At 41.6% G+C, this 23198-nt stretch carries 20 protein-coding genes, 8 tRNA genes, 3 rRNA genes and 1 pseudogene; 3 read left to right on the top strand and 29 right to left on the bottom strand.

All coding sequences use genetic code 11. The features are described from left to right. Positions 1 to 6 precede the first annotated feature (6 nt). From WDJ61_RS01030 to sigW, 4 genes are all read right to left on the bottom strand, one after another. A complete protein-coding gene (locus WDJ61_RS01030) occupies positions 7 to 993 on the bottom strand; it encodes a YbbR-like domain-containing protein (protein WP_338752651.1) in 987 nt (328 codons plus the stop codon). Next, entirely contained in the window at positions 986 to 1822 is an 837-nt protein-coding gene (gene cdaA / locus WDJ61_RS01025) for a diadenylate cyclase CdaA (RefSeq protein WP_338752650.1), read from the bottom strand. The genes WDJ61_RS01030 and cdaA overlap by 8 nt, the downstream gene beginning before the upstream one ends. Positions 1823 to 1959: 137 nt before the next feature. Next, the gene (locus tag WDJ61_RS01020) at positions 1960 to 2568 is read right to left on the bottom strand and encodes an anti-sigma factor (RefSeq protein WP_338752649.1); all 609 of its coding nucleotides are present in this window, start codon (positions 2566 to 2568) and stop codon (positions 1960 to 1962) included. Between the two features lie 20 nt (positions 2569 to 2588). Further along, positions 2589 to 3152, bottom strand: coding sequence for an RNA polymerase sigma factor SigW (gene sigW / locus WDJ61_RS01015; protein ID WP_338752648.1), 564 nt, complete (start codon positions 3150 to 3152; stop codon positions 2589 to 2591). A gap of 166 nt (positions 3153 to 3318) precedes the next feature. Here sigW and WDJ61_RS01010 point away from each other — a divergent pair, with 166 nt between their 5' ends. After that, positions 3319 to 3474 carry an aspartyl-phosphate phosphatase Spo0E family protein gene (locus tag WDJ61_RS01010; protein ID WP_338752647.1) on the top strand — a complete coding sequence of 52 codons (156 nt, stop codon included), beginning with the start codon at positions 3319 to 3321 and terminating at the stop codon, positions 3472 to 3474. Between the two features lie 40 nt (positions 3475 to 3514). On the opposite strand, the gene rocF is transcribed toward WDJ61_RS01010, so the two are convergent. From rocF to WDJ61_RS00945, 13 genes are all read right to left on the bottom strand, one after another. Next, entirely contained in the window at positions 3515 to 4414 is a 900-nt protein-coding gene (gene rocF, locus WDJ61_RS01005; protein WP_338752646.1) for an arginase, read from the bottom strand. 169 nt (positions 4415 to 4583) lie between these two features. Then, a tRNA-Lys gene (locus tag WDJ61_RS01000) sits at positions 4584 to 4656 on the bottom strand. Positions 4657 to 4662: 6 nt separating this feature from the next. Further along, positions 4663 to 4737, bottom strand: a tRNA-Gln gene (locus tag WDJ61_RS00995). Positions 4738 to 4806: 69 nt separating this feature from the next. Further along, positions 4807 to 4891: transfer RNA gene (locus tag WDJ61_RS00990), tRNA-Tyr, on the bottom strand. Positions 4892 to 4904: 13 nt separating this feature from the next. After that, positions 4905 to 4980, bottom strand: a tRNA-Thr gene (locus tag WDJ61_RS00985). A gap of 8 nt (positions 4981 to 4988) precedes the next feature. Further along, positions 4989 to 5061 (bottom strand) — tRNA-Val (locus tag WDJ61_RS00980). Positions 5062 to 5066: 5 nt separating this feature from the next. Then, positions 5067 to 5141: transfer RNA gene (locus WDJ61_RS00975), tRNA-Glu, on the bottom strand. A gap of 18 nt (positions 5142 to 5159) precedes the next feature. Further along, positions 5160 to 5232: transfer RNA gene (locus WDJ61_RS00970), tRNA-Thr, on the bottom strand. Positions 5233 to 5234: 2 nt separating this feature from the next. Further along, positions 5235 to 5309 (bottom strand) — tRNA-Asn (locus WDJ61_RS00965). Positions 5310 to 5315: 6 nt separating this feature from the next. Beyond that, positions 5316 to 5431: ribosomal RNA gene (gene rrf, locus WDJ61_RS00960) — 5S ribosomal RNA — on the bottom strand. Positions 5432 to 5543: 112 nt separating this feature from the next. Next, positions 5544 to 8476: ribosomal RNA gene (locus tag WDJ61_RS00955) — 23S ribosomal RNA — on the bottom strand. A gap of 164 nt (positions 8477 to 8640) precedes the next feature. Then, positions 8641 to 10195, bottom strand: a 16S ribosomal RNA gene (locus tag WDJ61_RS00950). The 16S, 23S and 5S rRNA genes sit together here with 8 tRNA genes alongside, the layout of an rRNA operon. Positions 10196 to 10532: 337 nt before the next feature. Continuing rightward, on the bottom strand, positions 10533 to 10763 hold the full coding sequence (locus WDJ61_RS00945) for a hypothetical protein (RefSeq protein ID WP_413789038.1): 231 nt from the start codon (positions 10761 to 10763) through the stop codon (positions 10533 to 10535). 112 nt (positions 10764 to 10875) lie between these two features. Between WDJ61_RS00945 and WDJ61_RS00940 the strand changes: the two genes are divergently transcribed. Continuing rightward, positions 10876 to 11622, top strand: a complete 747-nt coding sequence (locus WDJ61_RS00940) for a polysaccharide deacetylase family protein (RefSeq protein ID WP_338752645.1) — start codon at positions 10876 to 10878, stop codon at positions 11620 to 11622. A 12-nt stretch (positions 11623 to 11634) separates the two neighbouring features. On the opposite strand, the gene WDJ61_RS00935 is transcribed toward WDJ61_RS00940, so the two are convergent. Next, a complete protein-coding gene (locus WDJ61_RS00935) occupies positions 11635 to 12246 on the bottom strand; it encodes a KinB-signaling pathway activation protein (RefSeq protein WP_338752644.1) in 612 nt (203 codons plus the stop codon). 142 nt (positions 12247 to 12388) lie between these two features. On the opposite strand from WDJ61_RS00935, the gene gerD reads away from it, so the two are divergent. Continuing rightward, positions 12389 to 12952: a spore germination lipoprotein GerD gene (gerD, locus tag WDJ61_RS00930; RefSeq protein WP_338752643.1), complete on the top strand. Its 564-nt coding sequence runs from the start codon at positions 12389 to 12391 to the stop codon at positions 12950 to 12952. A gap of 72 nt (positions 12953 to 13024) precedes the next feature. Here gerD and WDJ61_RS00925 read toward each other — a convergent pair whose 3' ends face one another. The 11 genes and pseudogenes from WDJ61_RS00925 to WDJ61_RS00875 form a co-directional block, all read right to left on the bottom strand. Continuing rightward, positions 13025 to 14077, bottom strand: coding sequence for an Mrp/NBP35 family ATP-binding protein (locus tag WDJ61_RS00925; RefSeq protein ID WP_338754643.1), 1053 nt, complete (start codon positions 14075 to 14077; stop codon positions 13025 to 13027). An 87-nt stretch (positions 14078 to 14164) separates the two neighbouring features. Further along, positions 14165 to 14869: an N-acetylmuramoyl-L-alanine amidase CwlD gene (gene cwlD / locus WDJ61_RS00920; protein ID WP_338752642.1), complete on the bottom strand. Its 705-nt coding sequence runs from the start codon at positions 14867 to 14869 to the stop codon at positions 14165 to 14167. Between the two features lie 251 nt (positions 14870 to 15120). After that, a pseudogene (locus WDJ61_RS00915) lies at positions 15121 to 15381 on the bottom strand (cobalamin/Fe(3+)-siderophore ABC transporter ATP-binding protein); the annotation flags it as partial. Between the two features lie 128 nt (positions 15382 to 15509). Beyond that, positions 15510 to 17027 carry a PH domain-containing protein gene (locus tag WDJ61_RS00910; protein WP_338752641.1) on the bottom strand — a complete coding sequence of 506 codons (1518 nt, stop codon included), beginning with the start codon at positions 17025 to 17027 and terminating at the stop codon, positions 15510 to 15512. Continuing rightward, positions 17027 to 17521, bottom strand: coding sequence for a PH domain-containing protein (locus WDJ61_RS00905; protein WP_338752640.1), 495 nt, complete (start codon positions 17519 to 17521; stop codon positions 17027 to 17029). The genes WDJ61_RS00910 and WDJ61_RS00905 overlap by 1 nt, the downstream gene beginning before the upstream one ends. A gap of 364 nt (positions 17522 to 17885) precedes the next feature. Continuing rightward, positions 17886 to 18275 carry a DUF3887 domain-containing protein gene (locus WDJ61_RS00900; RefSeq protein WP_338752639.1) on the bottom strand — a complete coding sequence of 130 codons (390 nt, stop codon included), beginning with the start codon at positions 18273 to 18275 and terminating at the stop codon, positions 17886 to 17888. Further along, positions 18272 to 18967: a YhfC family glutamic-type intramembrane protease gene (locus tag WDJ61_RS00895; RefSeq protein WP_338752638.1), complete on the bottom strand. Its 696-nt coding sequence runs from the start codon at positions 18965 to 18967 to the stop codon at positions 18272 to 18274. The genes WDJ61_RS00900 and WDJ61_RS00895 overlap by 4 nt, the downstream gene beginning before the upstream one ends. Positions 18968 to 19101: 134 nt before the next feature. Then, a complete protein-coding gene (locus WDJ61_RS00890) occupies positions 19102 to 20430 on the bottom strand; it encodes a GHKL domain-containing protein (RefSeq protein WP_338752637.1) in 1329 nt (442 codons plus the stop codon). Further along, a complete protein-coding gene (locus tag WDJ61_RS00885; protein ID WP_338752636.1) occupies positions 20423 to 21187 on the bottom strand; it encodes a LytTR family DNA-binding domain-containing protein in 765 nt (254 codons plus the stop codon). The genes WDJ61_RS00890 and WDJ61_RS00885 overlap by 8 nt, the downstream gene beginning before the upstream one ends. Before the next feature lie 293 nt (positions 21188 to 21480). Then, positions 21481 to 22677: an MFS transporter gene (locus WDJ61_RS00880; protein ID WP_413789037.1), complete on the bottom strand. Its 1197-nt coding sequence runs from the start codon at positions 22675 to 22677 to the stop codon at positions 21481 to 21483. After that, a complete protein-coding gene (locus WDJ61_RS00875) occupies positions 22670 to 23110 on the bottom strand; it encodes a MarR family transcriptional regulator (protein WP_338752635.1) in 441 nt (146 codons plus the stop codon). Before WDJ61_RS00875 ends, WDJ61_RS00880 begins: the two co-directional genes overlap by 8 nt. Positions 23111 to 23198 lie beyond the last annotated feature (88 nt).

The following is a 23198-nucleotide window of genomic DNA, read 5'->3' as shown; positions in this document are numbered from 1 at the left end:
CACCAATTACTCTTCCTTGGATTCATCTGCCGGTTTAGTTTCCGGACTTCCTTCAACTGATACTTTCACTTTCACTAATTGCGGCGATGCAAAGTTTAAACCGTCGCCTAGTTCAATCGGTACCTTAATAGTGGTATCTTTCGTTACATCGGACACATCGATTGGTACCATTAGTTCTTCCATCTCATCAAGAATGGATTCTTTCCCATAAATCGTTAATTCATCCGTTTCTGGTTCGATGGCCGTGATCGTCACTCCTTTTGGTGGAGTGCCTTTCGGAAAGACATTCAGCTTGATTTTTTTGCTCGGGTTCTTAACAGAGATCGAAACTTGCACGGTTTCTGGCTCTACTTTGACATCGAGCTTATTCAATTCGTTATCGAGCACCCTGATTTTAGCTGTGCCCGTTGTTTCTTTACCGACTTTTTCCTTCACATCGAGCGTCGCTTTCACATAAACAATCTCATTAATAGCTTCTTTTGAACCTGTTATTTTGACACGGCGCGGGTCAACGGATAGGTCCTCGACTTGATACCCTTCCGCTAGCATGTTGTCATTAAACTCAGGGTCCACAATAAAGTAATCAGATACCTTTTCTTCAATGGTTACATTCACTTTTTCAGGCTGAATCGTCACATCTAGCTTATCTGAAAAATTCTTATGCTTAATTTGGACAACATGTTCTCCAATACTCAAATCCGTTAAATCAATGAACAGCTCAAAATCCTTACTTTGCTTGGTGGATTGAACAATGCTTTTTGGGCCAGCGATTTTGACTTGGACTTTTTTAGGGACGCCAGACACGAATAAATTTTCATTATCATAGTAAGCCTGAACAGGTACATCAGTAATGATTTCTGTGCTTTCCTGAGCAGACCTGTCCACCTTCTTCTTTAATTCAAAATCATTAAAGTTGACCGATGTGTATAATAGAACCGCCAGCAAGAAAGCCACCACCCGCATAAACCACGGGCTATCTACAAAATTATCCATTGCTCTTTCTCCCCTTCCAGATCCACCGGTTCGAGAAGTCGTTTTTTTCAACGGTTAAGAGATCATGTTGTAACAGCTGCTTAAAATCTTCAGGGGATAATTCACGATATAGATCACCATTTTTGGCGATGGATACCGCTCCCGTTTCCTCAGAAACAACAATCGTGATACTATCTGTTACCTCACTGACACCTAAAGCTGCTCTATGACGCGTTCCTAATTCCTTTGAAATAAAAGGATTTTCTGAAAGCGGTAAGTAGCAGCCTGCCGCTGAAATCTGGTTTTTCTGAATAATAACCGCCCCATCATGAAGTGGTGTATTCGGGATAAAAATATTGATTAACAACTCCGATGATATCGTTGAATTCATCGCAATCCCCGTTTCAATATAATCGTTCATACCAGTTTCCCTTTCAATTGAAATGAGAGCACCGATCCGCCGCTTCGCCATATAACCAACTGATTTCACAAGTGCATCGATCATTTTCAGCTGATCTTCATCCTCTTGAGACATCGTTCGAGAAAACAATCTTCCTCGCCCAAGCTGCTCAAGCGCTCGCCTTACTTCTGGCTGGAAGATGATAATCACCGCTAGAAATCCCCATGTTAACGCTTGTTGCATAAGCCAGCTTAACGTATCAAGCCCTAGCAACCCGCTCACGCTTCTGATGATGACAATGACGAAGATTCCCTTTAATAATTGAACCGCTTTCGTACCTCTTATAATCATTAACAATTTATAAACAACAAACCATACAAGCAATATATCTAATATGTTAGATAAAGAATCTAACAACGAAAAATCATCAAAGTAGTTTGAAAACGGCATATTACATCCTCCAATAATGTAATTACTATAGCCGTATAAGGGCTGTATGTTTCTCTTAGCCCATATATTATAGCATAATCTATTCTAAAACGAAAAAAGAAGCGAAACCGCTCCCTGTATTGAGGTATACTCATACCTTAATTAAATATCACAGCTACAGTTTTCTTCATTTTGTACCATATCCACCCGAACACTTCATCTATTTCTTCGATTTCTCCTGAAACTTTTCCAGCGGATGCCATATATTTATCACCATTAATCACCGTGACGTTTCCTTCCACTTCTCCTTCTATTCGGATGTCCCCATTTTCCACAACAAGATCTCCTTGGATTGTCTCTCCTTCTGGAACAATGACCGTATGATTTTCTACTTTTAACTGATCATGCTTCGTAAAAGCGAAATTGTCTGTGTCCTGTTGCCACATCGAGAAGAATCCGCCTGTCATTAGTGCAAGAAATAGGGAAGCTGCTGTAAAAAACGGATGCTGTTGAAACCAACGTTTCACTCCAATCGATTTTCCTTCTTTCGGTAAGGCGAAAAGCACTCGTTCAGTAAACCCCTCTGGTGCCTTAATATGAGAAGCACTTTGAACAAGGGCTATCGTTCTTTTCAATTCCATAAAATGTTGGTTGCAGTCGGGACAATCATCTAAATACTTCTTTAATTCTTTCTGTTGTTCGGCATCAAGCTCCCCATCTAGGTATCTATGCATAAATTGTACAATTTGTTTTGGACAAGAAGTCATTATCGCACACATCCCTTCGATTACAAATTCCGTAAATATTTTCGGAGCGTTTCACGTCCTCGATGCACTCTTGTTTTCACAGTGCCCAGAGGCAGATCCAAAACGTCTGCAATTTCCTGTAGCTGCAGTTCTTCAATATACTTTAAGACAATGACCGAACGATACTTTTCTGGAAGCTTTAAAATCGCTTCTTGAATCGTCCCCTGCAGCTCTAAATTTTCGATTTCTTCTTCAGGAAGATTCTCTGTCGAGGAAATTTGAGAATACATATTGAGCCCTTCTGTTCCAGAAATCTCTGCATCAAGATGATAATCCGGCTTTTTTTTACGAATGCGATCAATACAAAGATTGGTGGCAATTCTATAAAGCCATGTCGCAAATTTTTTCTTAGGATCATAGGAGTGAATATTAATGAAAGCCTTAATAAAAGCTTCCTGAGCTGCATCCTCCGCCTCATGACGGTCCCACAGCATTCGAAAACAGATTTGATACACCTGATCTTTATAGAGTTCTACAATCTCTCCAAAGGCATTTTGATCGCCTTTTAATACTTGCTTTATTCTTCTTTGTACGATTAACTCCATTGCTTTTACCTCCGCCCTGGCAGGTACCATTATATACGATTATGTACTTAAAAAGGTTTCAAAAAAAGCATAATTTTTTATCAGAACGCTCTTAAACAAGTTTACATTTTTTTGAAAGCAGGTAAAATATACATAGGAGACTTTTAATGATCGGAGTTGAAAAAAGATGATTCTATTAGATAAGGATATTTTAACTGAAATTGAAAATTGCCGAAATGAGATGATCTTATTAGCTATGGAAACATCTTTTTCAAATACAAAAGTACTTGAAATTAGCACAAAGCTAGATCAATTATTAAATGAATATGAACTAAATAAATAATCGGAAGTCCGGCTTAATTAGCCGAAACTTCCGATTTTAATTATAATAATTTTTCTCCAAATAGTGAACCCATTAAAGCAACTGCTACGGCAGCTGTTTTATTTTTTTCATCAAGGATTGGATTTACTTCAACAAATTCAGCCGAAGTAATTAATCCGCTCTCTTCTAACAATTCCATGGCTAAATGGCTCTCGCGATAGCTAATTCCACCAATTACTGGCGTGCCCACACCTGGTGCATCGTTAGGATCTAGTCCGTCAAGATCCAAAGACAGATGAACACCATCCGTTTTTTCTTTCAAATACGCGATCGTCTCTTCAATTACTGTCGTCATTCCAAGACGATCCACTTCATGCATCGTATACACTTTGATGCCTTGCTCTTTAATCAGTTCCTTTTCCCCTTCATCAAGAGAACGAGCACCGATAATGACAATGTTTTCTGGCTTCACTTTTGGTGCATAGCCGTATAAGCTAGTTAAATCTTTATGTCCAAGTCCTAAGCTAGCAGCTAAAGGCATACCATGAATATTTCCAGATGGAGATGTCTCAGCTGTATTTAAATCACCATGGGCATCATACCAAATAACACCGAGGTTTTTATAATGCTTAGAAATGCCGGCAAGCGACCCGATCGCAATACTATGATCCCCACCAAGAACAAGAGGAAAGCTATCTGTCTCAATGACTTGATCCACTTTTTGAGCTAACCGTTCACTCGCTTCTGCAACCGCTTTCAAATTCTTTAAATTTGTATTCTCATCTTCAACTGAATAATTTCTGCTGATCTCGATATCTCCACAGTCTTCTACTTCAATGCTTAAATTTTGTAGTCGTTCACAGACACCTGCGTAACGAATCGCACTTGGTCCCATGTCCACTCCTCTACGAAGCTGACCAAGATCCATAGGAACCCCAATGATTGATACTTTCTTCTTCATATATACCACTCCTCTTTGTGTTACCTCTATTGTTGTTGCTGTTATTTTACTAAAAAAATTTGTATGACTCAACTCGACATTTTTCTGAATATTTATTCGTATCAAACAGTAAAAAAAGCTGTGTCATTAGATTGATTAATCAATCTAATGACACAGCTTTTTTAGAAAGTGAGCCATGAAGGACTCGAACCTTCGACCCTCTGATTAAAAGTCAGATGCTCTACCAACTGAGCTAATGGCTCGATATATGGCTGGGCTAGAAGGATTCGAACCTTCGCGTGACGGAATCAAAATCCGTTGCCTTACCGCTTGGCTATAGCCCAATATTTTATGTAAAGAAATAAAATAGACATTCATTATAAATATGTCCATTTAATTAATATTATATAAACTGGTGGAGGGGGACGGATTCGAACCGCCGAACCCTGAGGGAGCGGATTTACAGTCCGCCGCGTTTAGCCACTTCGCTACCCCTCCACATATTTAAAACTGGTGCCGGCAAGAGGACTTGAACCCCCAACCTACTGATTACAAGTCAGTTGCTCTACCAGTTGAGCTACACCGGCAAAAGTAATGGAGGATGACGGGATCGAACCGCCGACCCCCTGCTTGTAAGGCAGGTGCTCTCCCAGCTGAGCTAATCCTCCATGAATGGTGACCCGTACGGGATTCGAACCCGTGTTACCGCCGTGAAAGGGCGGTGTCTTAACCGCTTGACCAACGGGCCAATATTTTACAAATAATAAGCTTCCAACCGGGCTCGAACCGGTGACCTCTTCCTTACCATGGAAGCACTCTACCTGCTGAGCTATGGAAGCAATGGCTCCGCAGGTAAGATTCGAACTTACGACCGATCGGTTAACAGCCGATTGCTCTACCACTGAGCTACTGCGGAATGTTTGCCTGGCAACGTCCTACTCTCACAGGGGGAAACCCCCAACTACCATCGGCGCTGAAGAGCTTAACTTCCGTGTTCGGGATGGGAACGGGTGTGACCTCTTCGCTATCGCCACCAGACTATTCAAGACAAATTTTATTATAACAAAATATTCTTGTTTTGCAACATTTTTTGTTATAAAATTTGTTCTTTCAAAACTGGATAATAAGTATTGTAACCGTACAAATCGCCTAGGAAAAGTCCTCGATCGATTAGTATTCGTCAGCTCCACGTGTCGCCACGCTTCCACCTCGAACCTATCTACCTGATCATCTTTCAGGGATCTTACTAGCTTGCGCTATGGGAAATCTCATCTTGAGGGGGGCTTCATGCTTAGATGCTTTCAGCACTTATCCCGTCCGCACATAGCTACCCAGCGATGCCTTTGGCAAGACAACTGGTACACCAGCGGTGCGTCCATCCCGGTCCTCTCGTACTAAGGACAGCTCCTCTCAAATTTCCTGCGCCCGCGACGGATAGGGACCGAACTGTCTCACGACGTTCTGAACCCAGCTCGCGTACCGCTTTAATGGGCGAACAGCCCAACCCTTGGGACCGACTACAGCCCCAGGATGCGATGAGCCGACATCGAGGTGCCAAACCTCCCCGTCGATGTGGACTCTTGGGGGAGATAAGCCTGTTATCCCCGGGGTAGCTTTTATCCGTTGAGCGATGGCCCTTCCATGCGGAACCACCGGATCACTAAGCCCGACTTTCGTCCCTGCTCGACTTGTAGGTCTCGCAGTCAAGCTCCCTTGTGCCTTTACACTCTGCGAATGATTTCCAACCATTCTGAGGGAACCTTTGGGCGCCTCCGTTACTTTTTAGGAGGCGACCGCCCCAGTCAAACTGCCCGCCTGACACTGTCTCCCACCCCGATCAGGGGTGCGGGTTAGAAGTTCAACACAGCCAGGGTAGTATCCCACCAACGCCTCCACGTAAGCTGGCGCTCACGCTTCAAAGGCTCCTACCTATCCTGTACAAGCTGTGCCAAAATTCAATATCAGGCTACAGTAAAGCTCCACGGGGTCTTTCCGTCCTGTCGCGGGTAACCTGCATCTTCACAGGTACTATAATTTCACCGAGTCTCTCGTTGAGACAGTGCCCAGATCGTTACGCCTTTCGTGCGGGTCGGAACTTACCCGACAAGGAATTTCGCTACCTTAGGACCGTTATAGTTACGGCCGCCGTTTACTGGGGCTTCGGTTCACACCTTCGCTATTGCTAAGCGCTCCCCTTAACCTTCCAGCACCGGGCAGGCGTCAGCCCCTATACTTCGCCTTGCGGCTTCGCAGAGACCTGTGTTTTTGCTAAACAGTCGCCTGGGCCTATTCACTGCGGCTCCTCGGGGCTATTCACCCCAAAGAGCACCCCTTCTCCCGAAGTTACGGGGTCATTTTGCCGAGTTCCTTAACGAGAGTTCACTCGCTCACCTTAGGATTCTCTCCTCGCCTACCTGTGTCGGTTTGCGGTACGGGCACCTTTTACCTCGCTAGAGGCTTTTCTTGGCAGTGTGGAATCAGGAACTTCGGTACTATATTTCCCTCGCCGTCACAGCTCCGCCTTGATGATGACGGGATTTGCCTCGTCATCGGCCTAACTGCTTGGACGCGCATTTCCATTCGCGCGCTTACCCTATCCTCCTGCGTCCCCCCATTGCTCAAATGGTAAATAGGTGGTACAGGAATATCAACCTGTTATCCATCGCCTACGCCTATCGGCCTCGGCTTAGGTCCCGACTAACCCTGAGAGGACGAGCCTTCCTCAGGAAACCTTAGGCATTCGGTGGAAGGGATTCTCACCCTTCTTTCGCTACTCATACCGGCATTCTCACTTCTAAGCGCTCCACTAGTCCTTACGGTCTAGCTTCACCGCCCTTAGAACGCTCTCCTACCACTGACATCAAAGATGTCAATCCACAGCTTCGGTGATACGTTTAGCCCCGGTACATTTTCGGCGCAGAGTCACTCGACCAGTGAGCTATTACGCACTCTTTAAATGGTGGCTGCTTCTAAGCCAACATCCTGGTTGTCTAAGCAACTCCACATCCTTTTCCACTTAACGTATACTTTGGGACCTTAGCTGGTGGTCTGGGCTGTTTCCCTCTTGACTACGGATCTTATCACTCGCAGTCTGACTCCCAAGGATAAGTCTTTGGCATTCGGAGTTTGTCTGAATTCGGTAACCCGATGGGGGCCCCTAGTCCAAACAGTGCTCTACCTCCAAGACTCTTCCCTTGAGGCTAGCCCTAAAGCTATTTCGGAGAGAACCAGCTATCTCCAGGTTCGATTGGAATTTCACCGCTACCCACACCTCATCCCCGCACTTTTCAACGTGCGTGGGTTCGGGCCTCCAGTAAGTGTTACCTTACCTTCACCCTGGACATGGGTAGATCACCTGGTTTCGGGTCTACGACCTCATACTCATTCGCCCTATTCAGACTCGCTTTCGCTGCGGCTCCGCCTTTTTGGCTTAACCTTGCATGAAATCGTAACTCGCCGGTTCATTCTACAAAAGGCACGCTATCACCCATTAACGGGCTCTAACTACTTGTAGGCACACGGTTTCAGGATCTTTTTCACTCCCCTTCCGGGGTGCTTTTCACCTTTCCCTCACGGTACTGGTTCACTATCGGTCACTAGGGAGTATTTAGCCTTGGGAGATGGTCCTCCCGGATTCCGACGGAATTTCACGTGTTCCGCCGTACTCAGGATCCACTCTGGAGAGAACGAAATTTCGGCTACAGGATTGTTACCTTCTCTGATGGGCCTTTCCAGACCTCTTCGCCTATCCCGTTCTTTTGTAACTCCGTGTAGAGTGTCCTACAACCCCAGAAGGCAAGCCTTCTGGTTTGGGCTGTTCCCGTTTCGCTCGCCGCTACTCAGGGAATCGCATTTGCTTTCTCTTCCTCCAGGTACTTAGATGTTTCAGTTCCCCGGGTGTGCCTTCAACTGTCCTATGTATTCAGACAGAGATACTGTTCCATTACGAACAGTGGGTTTCCCCATTCGGAAATCTCTGGATCAATGCTTACTTACAGCTCCCCAGAGCATATCGGAGTTAGTCCCGTCCTTCGTCGGCTCCTAGTGCCAAGGCATCCACCGTGCGCCCTTTCTAACTTAACCTAAAATGGCGATTACTCGGTTATTGCTTGGTTACTTTATACGATATTATCCAGTTTTCAAAGAACAAGTAAATAGAAGGAATTCATCCTTCAAAACTGAACAAAATAAAACGCGTCGTTAATTTGAGTAAGAACAGCGTTCTTACTTTCCGTTAATTTCCTTAGAAAGGAGGTGATCCAGCCGCACCTTCCGATACGGCTACCTTGTTACGACTTCACCCCAATCATCTGCCCCACCTTAGGCGGCTGGCTCCCGTAAGGGTTACCCCACCGACTTCGGGTGTTGCAAACTCTCGTGGTGTGACGGGCGGTGTGTACAAGGCCCGGGAACGTATTCACCGCGGCATGCTGATCCGCGATTACTAGCGATTCCGGCTTCATGTAGGCGAGTTGCAGCCTACAATCCGAACTGAGAATGGTTTTATGGGATTGGCTAAACCTCGCGGTCTTGCAGCCCTTTGTACCATCCATTGTAGCACGTGTGTAGCCCAGGTCATAAGGGGCATGATGATTTGACGTCATCCCCACCTTCCTCCGGTTTGTCACCGGCAGTCACCTTAGAGTGCCCAACTAAATGCTGGCAACTAAGATCAAGGGTTGCGCTCGTTGCGGGACTTAACCCAACATCTCACGACACGAGCTGACGACAACCATGCACCACCTGTCACTCTGTCCCCCGAAGGGGAACGCTCTGTCTCCAGAGTTGTCAGAGGATGTCAAGACCTGGTAAGGTTCTTCGCGTTGCTTCGAATTAAACCACATGCTCCACCGCTTGTGCGGGCCCCCGTCAATTCCTTTGAGTTTCAGCCTTGCGGCCGTACTCCCCAGGCGGAGTGCTTAATGCGTTAGCTGCAGCACTGAAGGGCGGAAACCCTCCAACACTTAGCACTCATCGTTTACGGCGTGGACTACCAGGGTATCTAATCCTGTTTGCTCCCCACGCTTTCGCGCCTCAGCGTCAGTTACAGACCAAAGAGCCGCCTTCGCCACTGGTGTTCCTCCACATCTCTACGCATTTCACCGCTACACGTGGAATTCCGCTCTTCTCTTCTGCACTCAAGTCTTCCAGTTTCCAATGACCCTCCACGGTTGAGCCGTGGGCTTTCACATCAGACTTAAAAGACCGCCTGCGCGCGCTTTACGCCCAATAATTCCGGACAACGCTTGCCACCTACGTATTACCGCGGCTGCTGGCACGTAGTTAGCCGTGGCTTTCTGGTTAGGTACCGTCAAGGTACCGGCAGTTACTCCGATACTTGTTCTTCCCTAACAACAGAGCTTTACGATCCGAAAACCTTCTTCACTCACGCGGCGTTGCTCCGTCAGACTTTCGTCCATTGCGGAAGATTCCCTACTGCTGCCTCCCGTAGGAGTCTGGGCCGTGTCTCAGTCCCAGTGTGGCCGATCACCCTCTCAGGTCGGCTACGCATCGTCGCCTTGGTGAGCCGTTACCTCACCAACTAGCTAATGCGCCGCGGGTCCATCTGTAAGTGACAGCCGAAACCGTCTTTCAATCTTTCTCCATGCGGAGAAAGAACTTATCCGGTATTAGCCCCGGTTTCCCGGAGTTATCCCAGTCTTACAGGCAGGTTACCCACGTGTTACTCACCCGTCCGCCGCTAACTTGAATAGAAGCAAGCTTCCATCAAGTCCGCTCGACTTGCATGTATTAGGCACGCCGCCAGCGTTCGTCCTGAGCCAGGATCAAACTCTCCAAAAAGATGTTTGCATTGCACATGGATGTGCAGGCATCTGCGTTGTCACAGGATGTGACGGACTTAGCAGATGTTCCTTTGCTCGTTCTTGTCCTGCTTAGGTCACCATCTACATGATGCCTTCGCTATTTGAATTAACGTTGACGTTTATTTTGTTCAGTTTTCAAAGATCAATTTCAACTTATCGTCGTTTTACAGCGACCTTTTTAATGTAACATAATCACCCGCTGTAAGTCAACACTTTTTTTAATTCTTTTTTCTTCTTTGTCACCATTGTCGCGGCGACAAGTAATAATTTATCACGGATCAACTTACAAAGTCAACGATAATTTAAAACTTTTTTTAGAAGGTTTTTTGATAAGCTAAATACTCCATACATTCTCTCTCAGGAGCCACTCGTTTAAATAACTCAAATAACCGCTCATACTTAGTTTTCATTGAACATTTCACCGCCTCAGCGATCCTTGTATCTCCCAAATCAAATAATATTTCATCCATTTCTCTTTTAAGTAAATAGTAAATTTCTCTTTTCTCTTCCTCATTAATTAAAAGTGCTAGCATTTCATCACCCATTATTTTTTATTGATCTCATACTTCTATGCTATTCAAGGATTTGATTTGTTTGTCATAATATTTATGTACATGCTCATAAAATTCACTAAGACTACTGGACCGGGGGGAGAGCATGACTTACTTTTATACATTAAATGCGAAAAGAACAAAGCAGTTTTTACTTTTAGTAGCTGTTTCATTCTTTACTGCTCTTTTATTGTTTTCAAAAAATTTCATTAGTATGCCAGTTTTTTCTTCACAGGATACACCTAAAGCGATCTATAAAGGTGAAAAAGGAATAGCTTTAACGTTTGACATCGGTTGGGGGGATGAAAAAGCGAGCAAAATTGTTCAAACCCTCATTCGACATAAGACAAAAGCGACCTTCTTTTTATCAGGGTCGTGGGCCGAACGACATCCCGACTTAGTAAAAAAAATGAAAGAACATCATTTTGAAATCGGATTACTCGGTTATCAATATGTAGATTATACAACTTTAACAAATGAAGAAATCAAAAAAGATCTGCTAAAGGCACAAGAAGTATTTAAAAAGCTCCAAATAGAAGATATCGAGCTGCTTCGAGCACCAACGGGACATTTTAACAAAGACGTCCTCCATGTTGCCAAAGAAATGAATTTAACGTATGTACATTGGAGCATTAATACCGATGATTGGAAAAATCCCGGCTCTGAACATATCCTGTCCAAAGTAAAAGAGGCGAAATCCGGAGATATTATTCTTATGCATGCTTCAGATTCAGCCAAACAAACAAATTCGCTGCTGCCAGAAGTGCTTCAGCACGTGTCAAATGCAGATCGAATGGTGACCGTTTCGCAATTAATTGATAATGGAGTCGCCGAAACGAAATTAGTTCATTAAAAAAGCAGAGCCTTAAGCTCCGCTTTTTTCTGTCATACGTTGATTATATTTAGGTAAAGCTAATAGCTGAAACGCATTGCATGGCAATAATGTAAATAACATGATATACATCCACTTTTTATCGTTCACCTGTAAAACAGGTAACCACTCTAATACTGTAAGAACGATCATAAAGAATAAAGCGGAAATAAACACGCTTTTATTCGTTAATTTAGCTTTTGCTTGTGCTGTACCGATTCCTACTAACAGTAAAAAGCCAGCCAGTAAGAGATATGGCCATAGCGACTCCCCTTGATCGGCAAATGCTTGAAAGCGGAAATACACAAGATCAAACAGAACAAACACAATCAGTACTAACTGAACGCTCTTCCAAAATGAACGGAACATACCCGCTCCAAATTGGTGAACCGTTAAATAGGCGAAAAAGCCCATTTGACTAATGACACTGAAAGTAAAACCAACTGCAACATGCCAAACAACGATGGAAAATACATCTTTCCAATCCCCTTGAGCCATCAGCGGAGATAATTCATCCCAACGAATAAATAATCCGATAATACCTGCTGCCGCTCCGCCAATCATTAATGTATGTATAAAAAACCTTACCCAATTCCGGATTGTCACTTCCTTACCCCCAACAATATATTTATGCTCTTTTGATTGTATCAACGGGAGTGGAAAAAATCTAGGTAAAGGTAAGCATCGTATATTTTCCACCACTCTGCTCATATTAATTATAAGATCAAACATTGAAAGGAGCTTCTCCATGTTAAAAACTACTCTGCCGCTCCTCTTACTCGTATGTTTGCTATCCGCTTGTGGAGGAGGCACACCACCTACTGGAAATGCCCAAATGGATTATGAAGCGACAAAGAAAATGGTCGTTGATATATTGAAAACAGATGATGGAAAGAAAGCTTTGCAGGAAATGATGAAAGACGAAAAAATCAAGCAGCAACTGGTGATGGATCAAAAGGTTGTTTCTCAATCCATTGAACAAACGATCTTATCGGATAAAGGAGAGAAGTTTTGGAAAGAAGCATTTAAAGATCCAGCTTTTGCTGCCGCTGTCGCTAAAAGTATGAAAAAAGAACATGAGGCGCTATTGAAGTCTTTGATGAAGGACCCGCAGTATCAAGCCATGATGCTCGACATTTTAAAGGATCCAGACTATGAAAAAAACGTAACAAAGCTGCTAAAAAGCAAAGAGTACCGTAAACATCTTCAAACAGTGATGAATGAAACATTCGAAAGCCCGCTGTATCAAGCAAAAATTCAAGACATTTTATTAAAAGCCGCAGCAGAACAAGAAAAAGAAGGTAAGAAATAACGGTTACTACAGACGAACGCATCCAAAATTCCTTTCACGAAAAAAGGCAGAGCCGCAAGCTCCGCCTTTTCTTTATTTTAATTTATTACTTACTTTCTCTGCCATCTCTTTATAAATCAAACCTAATTTGTGGTCCGCTGCATAAATGGATGGAGCGAAATCTTCTTCATTCCAATCCGGCTGCTGCAACGGCAAGCGGCCTAACACTTCTGTTCGAAGCTCTTCCGCTAATTTATCTCCGCCACCACGGCCGAAGACATATTCCTTCTCACCTGTTACTTTACTTTCAAAATAGGCCATGTTCTCCACGACACCAATGACTTCATGATCTGTTTGCAGTGCCATCGCTCCTGCACGTGCTGCCACAAACGCCGCTGTCGGATGTGGAGTAGATACGATAATTTCTTTTGAATGAGGAAGCATAGAGTGAATATCTAACGCCACATCTCCTGTTCCTGGTGGTAAATCAAGCAGTAAGTAATCTAAATCTCCCCATTCTACCTCTTGGAAGAAGCTCGTCAGCATTTTTCCAAGCATCGGACCACGCCAAATGACAGGTGCGTTATCATCAACGAAGAAGCCCATCGAAATCACCTTTACTCCGAAGCGTTCTACCGGAATGATTTTATCTCCACGAACGACAGGACGCTGCGTAATACCCATCATATCCGGCACACTAAAGCCATAAATATCGGCATCAACAAGCCCTACTTTTTTTCCAAGACGAGCTAGTGCCACAGCCAAGTTCACAGATACTGTTGATTTACCAACCCCGCCTTTTCCACTCGCAATCGCGATAAACGTCGTCTTGCTATTCGGAGAAAGTAGCCCTTCACCTTGGTCACCCTCCGCACCGCGATATTTCGTTAACTCCTCTTCTGGAAGATCAGCAAAACGAATACCTACTGTTTGTGCTCCTGCTTCTTTCAATGCATTCACAATTTGCATTTGCAACTGCAATTGTTCCGCTGTTCCTGTTTGAGCAATCGCCACTTTTACACTGACATGCTGCTTCTCTTCCTTTATGCTAATATCAACAATCCCATTCGTCTCTGCTAACGTTCTATGTAAAAAAGGATCTTCCATTTTCTCTAAAATATCCCGAACTTGTTCTACCGTTACCAACACATACACCATCCTTCTTCTGTCATCGTTTCATATCTCGTTTAGTATACCATTTCTCACGATGCAAAAGAAGGACGGAGCATGCTTTCACTTTTGCTCATCATCTAAATACTTCATAACCCCCTTATAAATCGAAGCGGCTACTTTTGCTTGGTACTCCTCCATCATTAAATCCCTTTTCTCAGCTGGATTCGATAAAAAACCAATTTCCACGAGAGCTCCCGGCTTATTGGCATATTTCATTAAATACACATGATTAATTGCCTTTGCCATTCTCGTGGTATTTTCCAAATTCAACACCATTTCACCCTGAATCGCTTTGGCAAGTTCTTCATTCTCTTGCAAGGTCGGCATAAAAAAGGTCTGTGCTCCTCGCCATCTAGGAGAAGGAATGGCATTCAAGTGAATACTGACAAATAAATCGGCTTTTGACTCATTAATCAATCTCAGCCGCTCTTTCAGATCCTCCGTTTTTCTCGTCCGATATGCTTTTGTATCCGGATCGGCCAAGTCCTTGTCACGTTCTCTCGTCATGAGCACAATCGCTCCCTGCTCCTGCAAATAATCACGAACCTTTTCGGCCACAGCCAAAGCTACATCCTTCTCCAATACCTCTTCATCTCCCGCTCCCCCATCCGGCCCGCCATGGCCCGCATCTAAATAAATCGTTTTTCCGGAAAGTGGAAGATTCCACGGCTTCCAAGAATTCCGGTCCGCGATAAAATACTGAAAGAGAAAAATAAGAACGGCAGCGGCTAAACAAATAGCACTAAACTTCTTCCACCTCTTCATCTCATCCCCACCTTTATATCCTCCTGTAGCTAACTTATGGGACAAAGATAAAGATTATGAATAGGAGATGATTGAAGTTTTTCAAGGAACGACTCACTCCCTTGGATACTGAAAATGAATAGAACGAACAGAAAACGTTGAGAAAATTTATTTCCCCAACGTTTTCTGTTCGTTCCATTGATAATTCAGAAGAAGCTTTCTCCATTCCAAAACGAAACTTTGAAAGCTGATCGATTTCTACAAGCGAAAGCCTATCCATGGTTAACCTTGGCTTCTCTGAGTACATATCTTCCCTTGCCGAATGGGATACAAAGCGGGGTTCCAAATAAAGGATCTTCTGTTATTTGACAGTCCATTTGGAACACTTCTTTAACAAGCTCGCCATTGATGACTTCCTCTGGTCTCCCTTGATCATAAATCTTTTTATCTTTAAGAGCGACAATATGATGTGCATAACGGCAGGAAAGATTCAAATCATGAAGCACCATGACAATCGTCCGTTTTTCTTTTTCCTTCTAAAACGACCAAAAGGGGTTCGGAATGAGACTATTCCGAACCCCTTTTGTCTACAAACTGACTGGTACAGATCACATCCGTACAAGTTTCCGCTAACATTAGATTGGCTAAACTTTTCCCCTTGCTAATTTCGTACACCTTCCATTACCGTAGCGTCTTCAGGTTGAGCAATCATCACTTCATTTGTTCTCACCGCATACCATGAGTAAAATTCATCTGCCACTTCAGCAGGTACATCATCCAGTTCTTCATGGTGAATAGGCTGAGCGCGATTGACTGTTTTAATTGTCGCCAAACCAAAAAGCCGCTGAAGCTTCGACTGCGTTGCTTCGATTTCAATCACTTTACTTCGTTTCGTAATAAACAAAGACGTAGAAAACGCCCCTGTCTTCATTTGAATAAATCCATCAGTCATTCGGTATCGACTATTTCGACAATTAAGGACCTTGACTAAATAAACAAAAACAGTGAGCGCGACAGGAATATACCAATAAGATGGCTTGAAATATAGCACAGCCGCTATCACGATCACCCAAAAAACACTATGCCTAATCATTCGTATCCAAAGCGCTTGTTTCGTCAACTTTTCCATATTCTCTTCCACATGGTAGGCAGGCAAAATTTCTGCGATCATTTCATATGCACGTTGAATTGGTAGAAAAGGATACAATGAATTCGTTTCTACCGATTCAGAAGCCGTCTGCCCAGCGCTAATGAGCTGAACTTCCGCGAAACCTAATAGCCGCTTCATGAAAGATTGGGTAATCACAACCGCTTGTACCTTCTCTTTTTGAATAGAAAAGGCCGATTCCTCTAACACACCTTTGTTAATGTAAATAGTTTGATCGCTAGAAGAGATTTCATATTTACCATATTTCACAAAAGTGTGTATCATGCCAATGACAACAGAAAGAATGACTAGAGCTACAATGACAACTGAAATAAGCCACCACGATTTTGATATTCTTTCAAAAAAATCTTCGGCAAGCGCCTCTATTGGTAAAATGTCTATAAATTTAAAGAAAAGCGGAATAAGGATTAAAAAGCTAAGCGATGTAAAAGAAGCCTTCAATAAATCGCTTTTAGTTGGAGTGAAATGAATAACCCTGCTTTCTGCCACAGGAGCCGCAACTTCGCTTTCCTCTTCTCTATCTAAGTCCAACTCTAACTCTTCATTTACCAATGACTCCCTAGCACGTACCATATTGACTCGCTGCTCTAGCTGGTCTGCTTCCTTTATTAAAAGAGCATCGATCGTGACAGAGCTCTCATCACCAGCCGTTGCTGTTTCTAACGTCATCGAAGTAACATGAAACAGCTTATGAAAAACCGTTGTTCGGCGCTGTATATTTTGCACCTTGCTAAAAGGAACTGTTCGATAAGACTTCGAAAAAATGCCCGAGTGAATATAAATGGTATTCCCTTTAATTTCGTATTTATATGTAAACCAATCGAGAACACTCCATAGCACACGTCCTAAAACATAAACGATAAAAGCAATCTGCAAAACCTCTATGTACGTCTTATCAGAATTAAAATTAAGAATAAATAAGAACAAAAAAAAGAACGCATTTTCCTTAATCACTTTCCATAAGTCTAAAACCATTTTCAGAGGATGTAGCTTCTTTAATGGCTGCTCCATTATTCCACTTCCTTAATCTTCGCATAGTAGGCAATTTGATCGCGCAGCTCATAAGCCTCATCCTTTGGAACTGCCGGAATTTCATGCGTCGTTCCCATCGTCCCCACACTAATCGAATACAGCTCATACTTTCGTAAAAAAGGACCTTGATTTAGTTCGACTGACTGCACTTTCGTCATCGGAACGAGGACATGTACTTCATTCCATACGCCATGCTTTATCTGAATAAACTCTTCGTTCACATCATAGCGCCAATATTTCTGCTTAAGTTTCGGCCCAAAAACAATCCCCCAAATAGCTGCAATAACTGTTAGTGCAGCTAAGCCAATTAAAATCCACCCAATCCACTCTTTCCAATCAAAATAATAACAAAGAACATATAGCAAACTTAATACCGCAAGAATAATGAGATCGGATATGATTTCTGTCATACGCCAAACCTTTACAGCATCCGATGAAATGACTCTCTGCGGAGGCTTAGTCTTGGAATACATATAAATCCTCCCTAAATATCAGTAACAACTACCTATACGGTTTATCCCTAAAAAAGTTTCACTTATTGGAAACAATGTGAAAATATAAGGATGGAGTTTTAAAAAGAGACGGGCGACTGATTCGAGGCGATTTGCGACTGATTTTTCAGGATCTCCGCCCAATTCGGAGTGATTTGCGACTGATTTCCTCACAATTTCGCCCAAAAAAGACACTTTACCGACTAATCCCTCCATCCGATAAAAAAAAGAGGCGTCTATAAGCCGAACAATCGACTTATAAGACAGCCCCCCTCTTTCGTGGACGATCTGAGTGAAGTGGCATTCGTAACATCGCTACTTCATTTTTATTTTCACTATGCTTAGCTTACTTTACAAAAAGCCCGCTCACTTGATCCGATTTGTTAAAGGCAACCGTAAAAATACGCTCATCTTTTTCATACTTTGCCACTAATACGACGATATAGTTGTCATCTTTCTCCTCTACTGAAGATTTCTCAAATTTTTCAAACTGACCCGACTCTTCAAGAATAGGCTCAATTTCCTTTAACTTTTCTTCCGTCAGCTCTTCCTTCATTCGACTATCAAAAGTTTCCGTTAGCTCTTCGTATTGTTGGACATTCAGAAGCTGGACAACTTCTTTAGCTTGTTTAATCATTTTTTCTGACGTTTTTTCATCGACTTTAGCGGCTCCGCAAGCACTTAAAAGAAACAACAACATACAAATACTTCCCATTGATGCGAGTAACTTTTTCATTTTACAACACTCCAGTTTTTTCTTAATTGAATACAATAAGCAAAGAGAAGGACGCTCGTAATGATTAGTAGCCCCTCAATAACAATAATTGAAAATGAATTTGTTATAAGCAGTGGTATACTTCCTGCGAATGAATCAATCATGCCATGAATGAAGATTGCATAAACCAAGTATTTTATTTGTCCGCTAGACGCTCCCTTCAACACCAGGATGGACAGTCCAACATGGAGTAAAATGGCAAACACTCTCTCTATACCACCCATAAAATAATCAGTGCCATGCAGTAACATCATTGTTGGAGAAAACAAACTAGCCAAAACGCTGATGCCTAAAAATAGCACGGCTTCAATTCCGCCATGTCCCATACCGAAGACGATGCCGTCATTCCAATTTTGGTTATTGCGCATGAAATATTTCATGGCAATATAGCGAGCAACCTCTTCAAAAACACCAGCTGAAAAGCCGAGCACTAATGCGAAGAGGAAAGGCTGTGTCACCTGAAACATGTTATATGCCATAACGTTTACACTTAACCATTGAAGCAAAGGAAGCCTAAGTAACATTTGCGAAATGATAAATGCCGATACACCTAAAAAATAGGGCTTGAAATAGTGCTTTTTAATAAGGCAGTAAAGGAGAGAAACTAACGGAAAAATAATACCTATTAATAATCCAAAAATGACTCCTGCCACCGCTTACATCTCCTCATTCATTATACATTGAGTATAAGGAGAAATAGCTGTAGTTGTATGTAGTTATTTCAAAACTGGTAAGCTTTCATTCTTAAATGGTCTAAATGCCGACTTCACCACCATGCTGCAACCTTTTATTGACTGCTGTCATGTTTTTTCATTGATAATATTTGAGTGAAATAAGGATATTCAAATGACGTTTCTAAACTAATGTTTGGCGTACTATCAACGATTCGTTTCAATGAAAATAGACCATACCCTCTTTCACCTTTATCGTTTAATTTACTTGAGAATTTTTTTTGATAGATTGCTGAGAGATCGATGTTTTTATGGAGACAGCTGTTTTTTACGATAAACTTCTGCTCATCTTTTATCTCAAAAAAGGCAATTGTCAGCTCTTGCTCCTTTGATAAGCTCGCTTCTTCAACAGCATTATCAAGGATAATCGAAATGGCGCGAATAAAATCGACTAATTCTATATAAATATTATCAATGGGATACGGAATATCAATGATCACTGAAATATTCTTTTGGTGTGCAGCAATTACTTTTACACTCATCACACTTTTTATTTCTGGTACTTTTATTCGAGCAAGCTTCACGAGTTCGAGCTCTTTATGATTAATAATAGTAGAAGTAGGCTTAATCATTTCATTGTATACGTGTTCCACCAGATCCATATCTTTCGCTCGAACACCTTCATCTAACGATAGGAGTAAATTCAGATAATCATGTCGGAAACTCGCTAACTCTTCATGCATAACCTCTAGTTTTTCCGTATAAGAAAGCAGCTCTTGATCAGCCGTTTCTTTTCGAGCTTGAATAATCTTTTCCTTAAATAAATGGGAGCTTAAAAAGAAGAATAATAATAGCACTAAGAAAAGTAGCACAGCGATAGCATAGCTATATTTTTTATTAAAGCCATCTAACGCATTAATACTAGGGCTTGATAAAATAATGAGTAAAAAATTTCCGAGCAATAGAAAAGCATAGCTGACATAATAAAATGGACTTTGAATTAAATAATCAGCAATATTACTTATTTTCTCCCTTTTAACAACAATAACCAAAAAAATAAAAGCAGCCGATAATAAATGAATGATACTGAAGCTCCCAACATATACATTTAAGCTAGACAGCAACAGTAATTTTAATAGGATCTGTGAAACGACAGTTTTAGCAAGCGAAATAATAAACAGACTAATACTCGCAAAATAAAAGCTTTGAATAAACGTCAAGCCTTGCTTACGCTTTACCAACCCTATACAAAGTAAAAAAAGGATAGCACCGATAGAATTGAACTCAGGATAGCCAGTATAGCTGACTAAGAGAAAAACAAAGGCTATCATAAGGAGATTCAGCAGGACAAGGCCTCCCCAAGAAAACTTATGATATCTAATCAAGTTTAAATAAAAAATGATATGACATAATACAGTAATTAAAATAGCTACAACATCAATCATCTTGATCAAGCCCGCCATTGTCAGAAATATAGTTTCTCCACTTCGTATTCACTTTTCTTAACAAGCGGCGAGATATCGGCACACTAGCCCCACTTTTTAAAATAACAACTTTCTCTCTCATGTTACACTCAACAATTTTCTCTAAATTAACGACATAAGATTGATGACAGCGGATTAAACGCTCATCACTCTCTTCAACGTCTTTTAACTTTCCGTAAAAACGAATCACTCGATTAGCTGTAATTAATTCAAGGCGATGAGACTCTGCAGTCATAAAATACTCGATTTCTGAAAAGTTAATTCGTATAGTCGCATGAGGATTTTCTAAAATGAAATCATCCACTGGGGTAAAAACTTGATTAGATTTTTTGTATTTCAATAAACATTTTTCAACATTAGCGTAAATCATTTCCCGATTTAAATTTTTCTCAATAAAAGTTAAAGCAGAAACCATGTACTGGTATGAAATAGGGGCAAACTCCGAGTGAGTCGTTATAAACACAATAATTCCTCGCTCATCCGCTTCACGAATTTCCTGTGCCACTTTAAACCCTTTTTGCTCCTCGTTCTTTATTTCAATATCTAAAAAATAGATGTTATTCATTGAAGAGTAAGCAATTCTTTCGATAATGCGTTCCCCTTTACTCGTAGCGAAAACGGAGGCATCGTCTATGTCATGCTTCTCACAAATATCTCTGATCATACGCTTTAAATTTTCTGCTTGAATCACATCATCTTCTAAAATAAAAACACTCATTTCCTCACTCTTTCAATCCCGTTTTCTGCAATCGAAAAGCTTTTTTCAAGCTAACCACTTAACTTAAGGATATCATAACCTTTTTATATAATAGTTACCAAACCAGAAAGCTTGCTGAAAGAGTCTAGAAAGTCAAAGAAGTCCATTAGAAAACAAAAAAAGCGTTTGATTATTTCAAACACTTTGCCCAGATGAACAACTTATAATATCAATGTCTTTCCTCATGGTAACCTACGTTTAATCGCCAGTACACATTACTAATCTAAATTTTATCTAATTAAGAGGAACATCCTTTATGCAAGATGTCCCTTTTCATTGATAATAGCCTTTTCTTTCTTGCCATGTAGGAAAAAGTAAAGAACAGCCGATAGCAAAACGACGATGCTTAAGATCGCATACAGGGTACTGTAGCTTGTGAATGGAATGATGAATCCAAGTAGATACGGGCCAAATCCTAGTCCTGCGTCAAGAAATATAAAGAAAGTCGACGTTGCCAGTCCCATACGATGAGGAGGAGTCAACTTAACAGCGATAGCCTGAGTGCATGACTGCATATTCCCAAATCCCAGTCCAATAAGTATGCCAGATAATAATAAAGCGATGCTGTTATGAGCTGAACTTAAAAGCAGCATACCCGCTGTAAAGAGAATAAAAGCAGGATACATCACATAGTTTGCTCCTTTCACGTCCATTAAGCGGCCTGTGAAAGGGCGTGAAATCAATATGGCTATTGAATAAATCAGAAAGAAGAAGCTTGCTGTTTGAACCAAGTCAATTTCAATTGCATAGAAATTAATAAAAGAAAGGACACTAGAGTAACAGAAAGCTACAACGAGAGTAATCAAGGCAATCGGAACGGCCTTTGGCTCAATAAAATCGGAAAGTTTGAATCCTTTTATTTCGGATGTTTGTATTGATCCTTCCAATGCCGGCACATGCACAAAGAATGCTGTAATCAAACTGATAATCCCTAAAGCTAGGCAAACACTAAAAATCATTTGAGAGCTTGTATGTTGGCTCATATATATCCCAATGAATGGCCCGATTGCTGTAGCCAATGTCGCACTCATGCTGTAATAGCCGATACCTTCTCCTTTTCGTGTTGTCGGGATAATCTGGGCTACAATCGTTCCTGTTGCTGTGCTAGCCATACCTAGTGTAATACCGTGTAAGAAACGGTTAATAAGTAGGAAGTTAATACCGTAATTGACAAAATACAAAAGTGTCGTCAAAACAAAAAGGGTTAAACCAATGAATAGCGTTCTCTTACGGCCAATCGACTCGATACTGCGGCCGATAAACAGCCGTCCGATTAAAGCCCCGATAATAAAAATCCCGGTTACAAGCCCGGCTTGGCTTGTAGAAGCATGAAATTCATTTACTGCATAGACACCCATGATGACCATTAATAAATAAAAGACTACCGTTAAGAAAAAATTGATAGTAGAAACAAGGATAAAATCCTTCGTCCATAATTTAGGTTTACTCATTCTTATTTTCCTCTCTATTCATAATATTATCTTTTATTTTAGGAAGAGTTTGAAGAACAACCTTTTGCTCATCTTTAGCTATTCTTTCCATAACGCTATTTTCTAAATCCGTTATTTTCTCTCTGCATTCTTGGTAAATTTCTTCTCCCAATTCTGTTAACTGAATAATTTTTTCTCTTCTGTCCTTACCAGGAATTTGCCTTACCATTTGTAGCTCTTCTAACCGATGGACTCTCCTCGTAATTGTTGGCTTTTCCACATCATAAAAATTTGAAATGTCCACAAGCGTAGAGGGACCCTCATTTTCCAAATAAAAGATCACTTGCCATAAAGAGTAAGAAAGATGATACGGGGCCAACAGTTCATTCAAACTCGTAATCACTGGACGATATAGACTTAAAAAACGACGAAAAAAACCTGTCAATTCTTTCACTCTCTTCTTTTAAAAATAATTACTATGGGTAACTATTAAGGAAGGTAACTATATATTTTTTTAAAAAAGATGTCAAGTGGATTTTTTT

It is taken from the genome of Bacillus sp. FJAT-52991 (genome assembly GCF_037201805.1).
Lineage (GTDB): Bacteria > Bacillota > Bacilli > Bacillales > Domibacillaceae > Bacillus_CE > Bacillus_CE kandeliae.
This window is presented reverse-complemented; position numbering and strand designations above follow the sequence as displayed.

Coding starts and splice junctions, on each gene's coding strand:
- WDJ61_RS00880 (WP_413789037.1), bottom strand. CDS start 22,677: ATGAGTAAACCTAAATTATGGACGAAGGATTTTATCCTTGTTTCTACT.
- WDJ61_RS01020 (WP_338752649.1), bottom strand. CDS start 2,568: ATGACTTCTTGTCCAAAACAAATTGTACAATTTATGCATAGATACCTA.
- rocF (WP_338752646.1), bottom strand. CDS start 4,414: ATGAAGAAGAAAGTATCAATCATTGGGGTTCCTATGGATCTTGGTCAG.
- WDJ61_RS00905 (WP_338752640.1), bottom strand. CDS start 17,521: ATGTATTCCAAGACTAAGCCTCCGCAGAGAGTCATTTCATCGGATGCT.
- WDJ61_RS00910 (WP_338752641.1), bottom strand. CDS start 17,027: ATGGAGCAGCCATTAAAGAAGCTACATCCTCTGAAAATGGTTTTAGAC.
- WDJ61_RS00885 (WP_338752636.1), bottom strand. CDS start 21,187: ATGAGTGTTTTTATTTTAGAAGATGATGTGATTCAAGCAGAAAATTTA.
- sigW (WP_338752648.1), bottom strand. CDS start 3,152: ATGGAGTTAATCGTACAAAGAAGAATAAAGCAAGTATTAAAAGGCGAT.
- WDJ61_RS01030 (WP_338752651.1), bottom strand. CDS start 993: ATGGATAATTTTGTAGATAGCCCGTGGTTTATGCGGGTGGTGGCTTTC.
- cdaA (WP_338752650.1), bottom strand. CDS start 1,822: ATGCCGTTTTCAAACTACTTTGATGATTTTTCGTTGTTAGATTCTTTA.
- WDJ61_RS00940 (WP_338752645.1), top strand. CDS start 10,876: ATGACTTACTTTTATACATTAAATGCGAAAAGAACAAAGCAGTTTTTA.
- WDJ61_RS00900 (WP_338752639.1), bottom strand. CDS start 18,275: ATGAAAAAGTTACTCGCATCAATGGGAAGTATTTGTATGTTGTTGTTT.
- WDJ61_RS00890 (WP_338752637.1), bottom strand. CDS start 20,430: ATGATTGATGTTGTAGCTATTTTAATTACTGTATTATGTCATATCATT.
- WDJ61_RS00945 (WP_413789038.1), bottom strand. CDS start 10,763: ATGGGTGATGAAATGCTAGCACTTTTAATTAATGAGGAAGAGAAAAGA.
- WDJ61_RS01010 (WP_338752647.1), top strand. CDS start 3,319: ATGATTCTATTAGATAAGGATATTTTAACTGAAATTGAAAATTGCCGA.
- gerD (WP_338752643.1), top strand. CDS start 12,389: ATGTTAAAAACTACTCTGCCGCTCCTCTTACTCGTATGTTTGCTATCC.
- cwlD (WP_338752642.1), bottom strand. CDS start 14,869: ATGAAGAGGTGGAAGAAGTTTAGTGCTATTTGTTTAGCCGCTGCCGTT.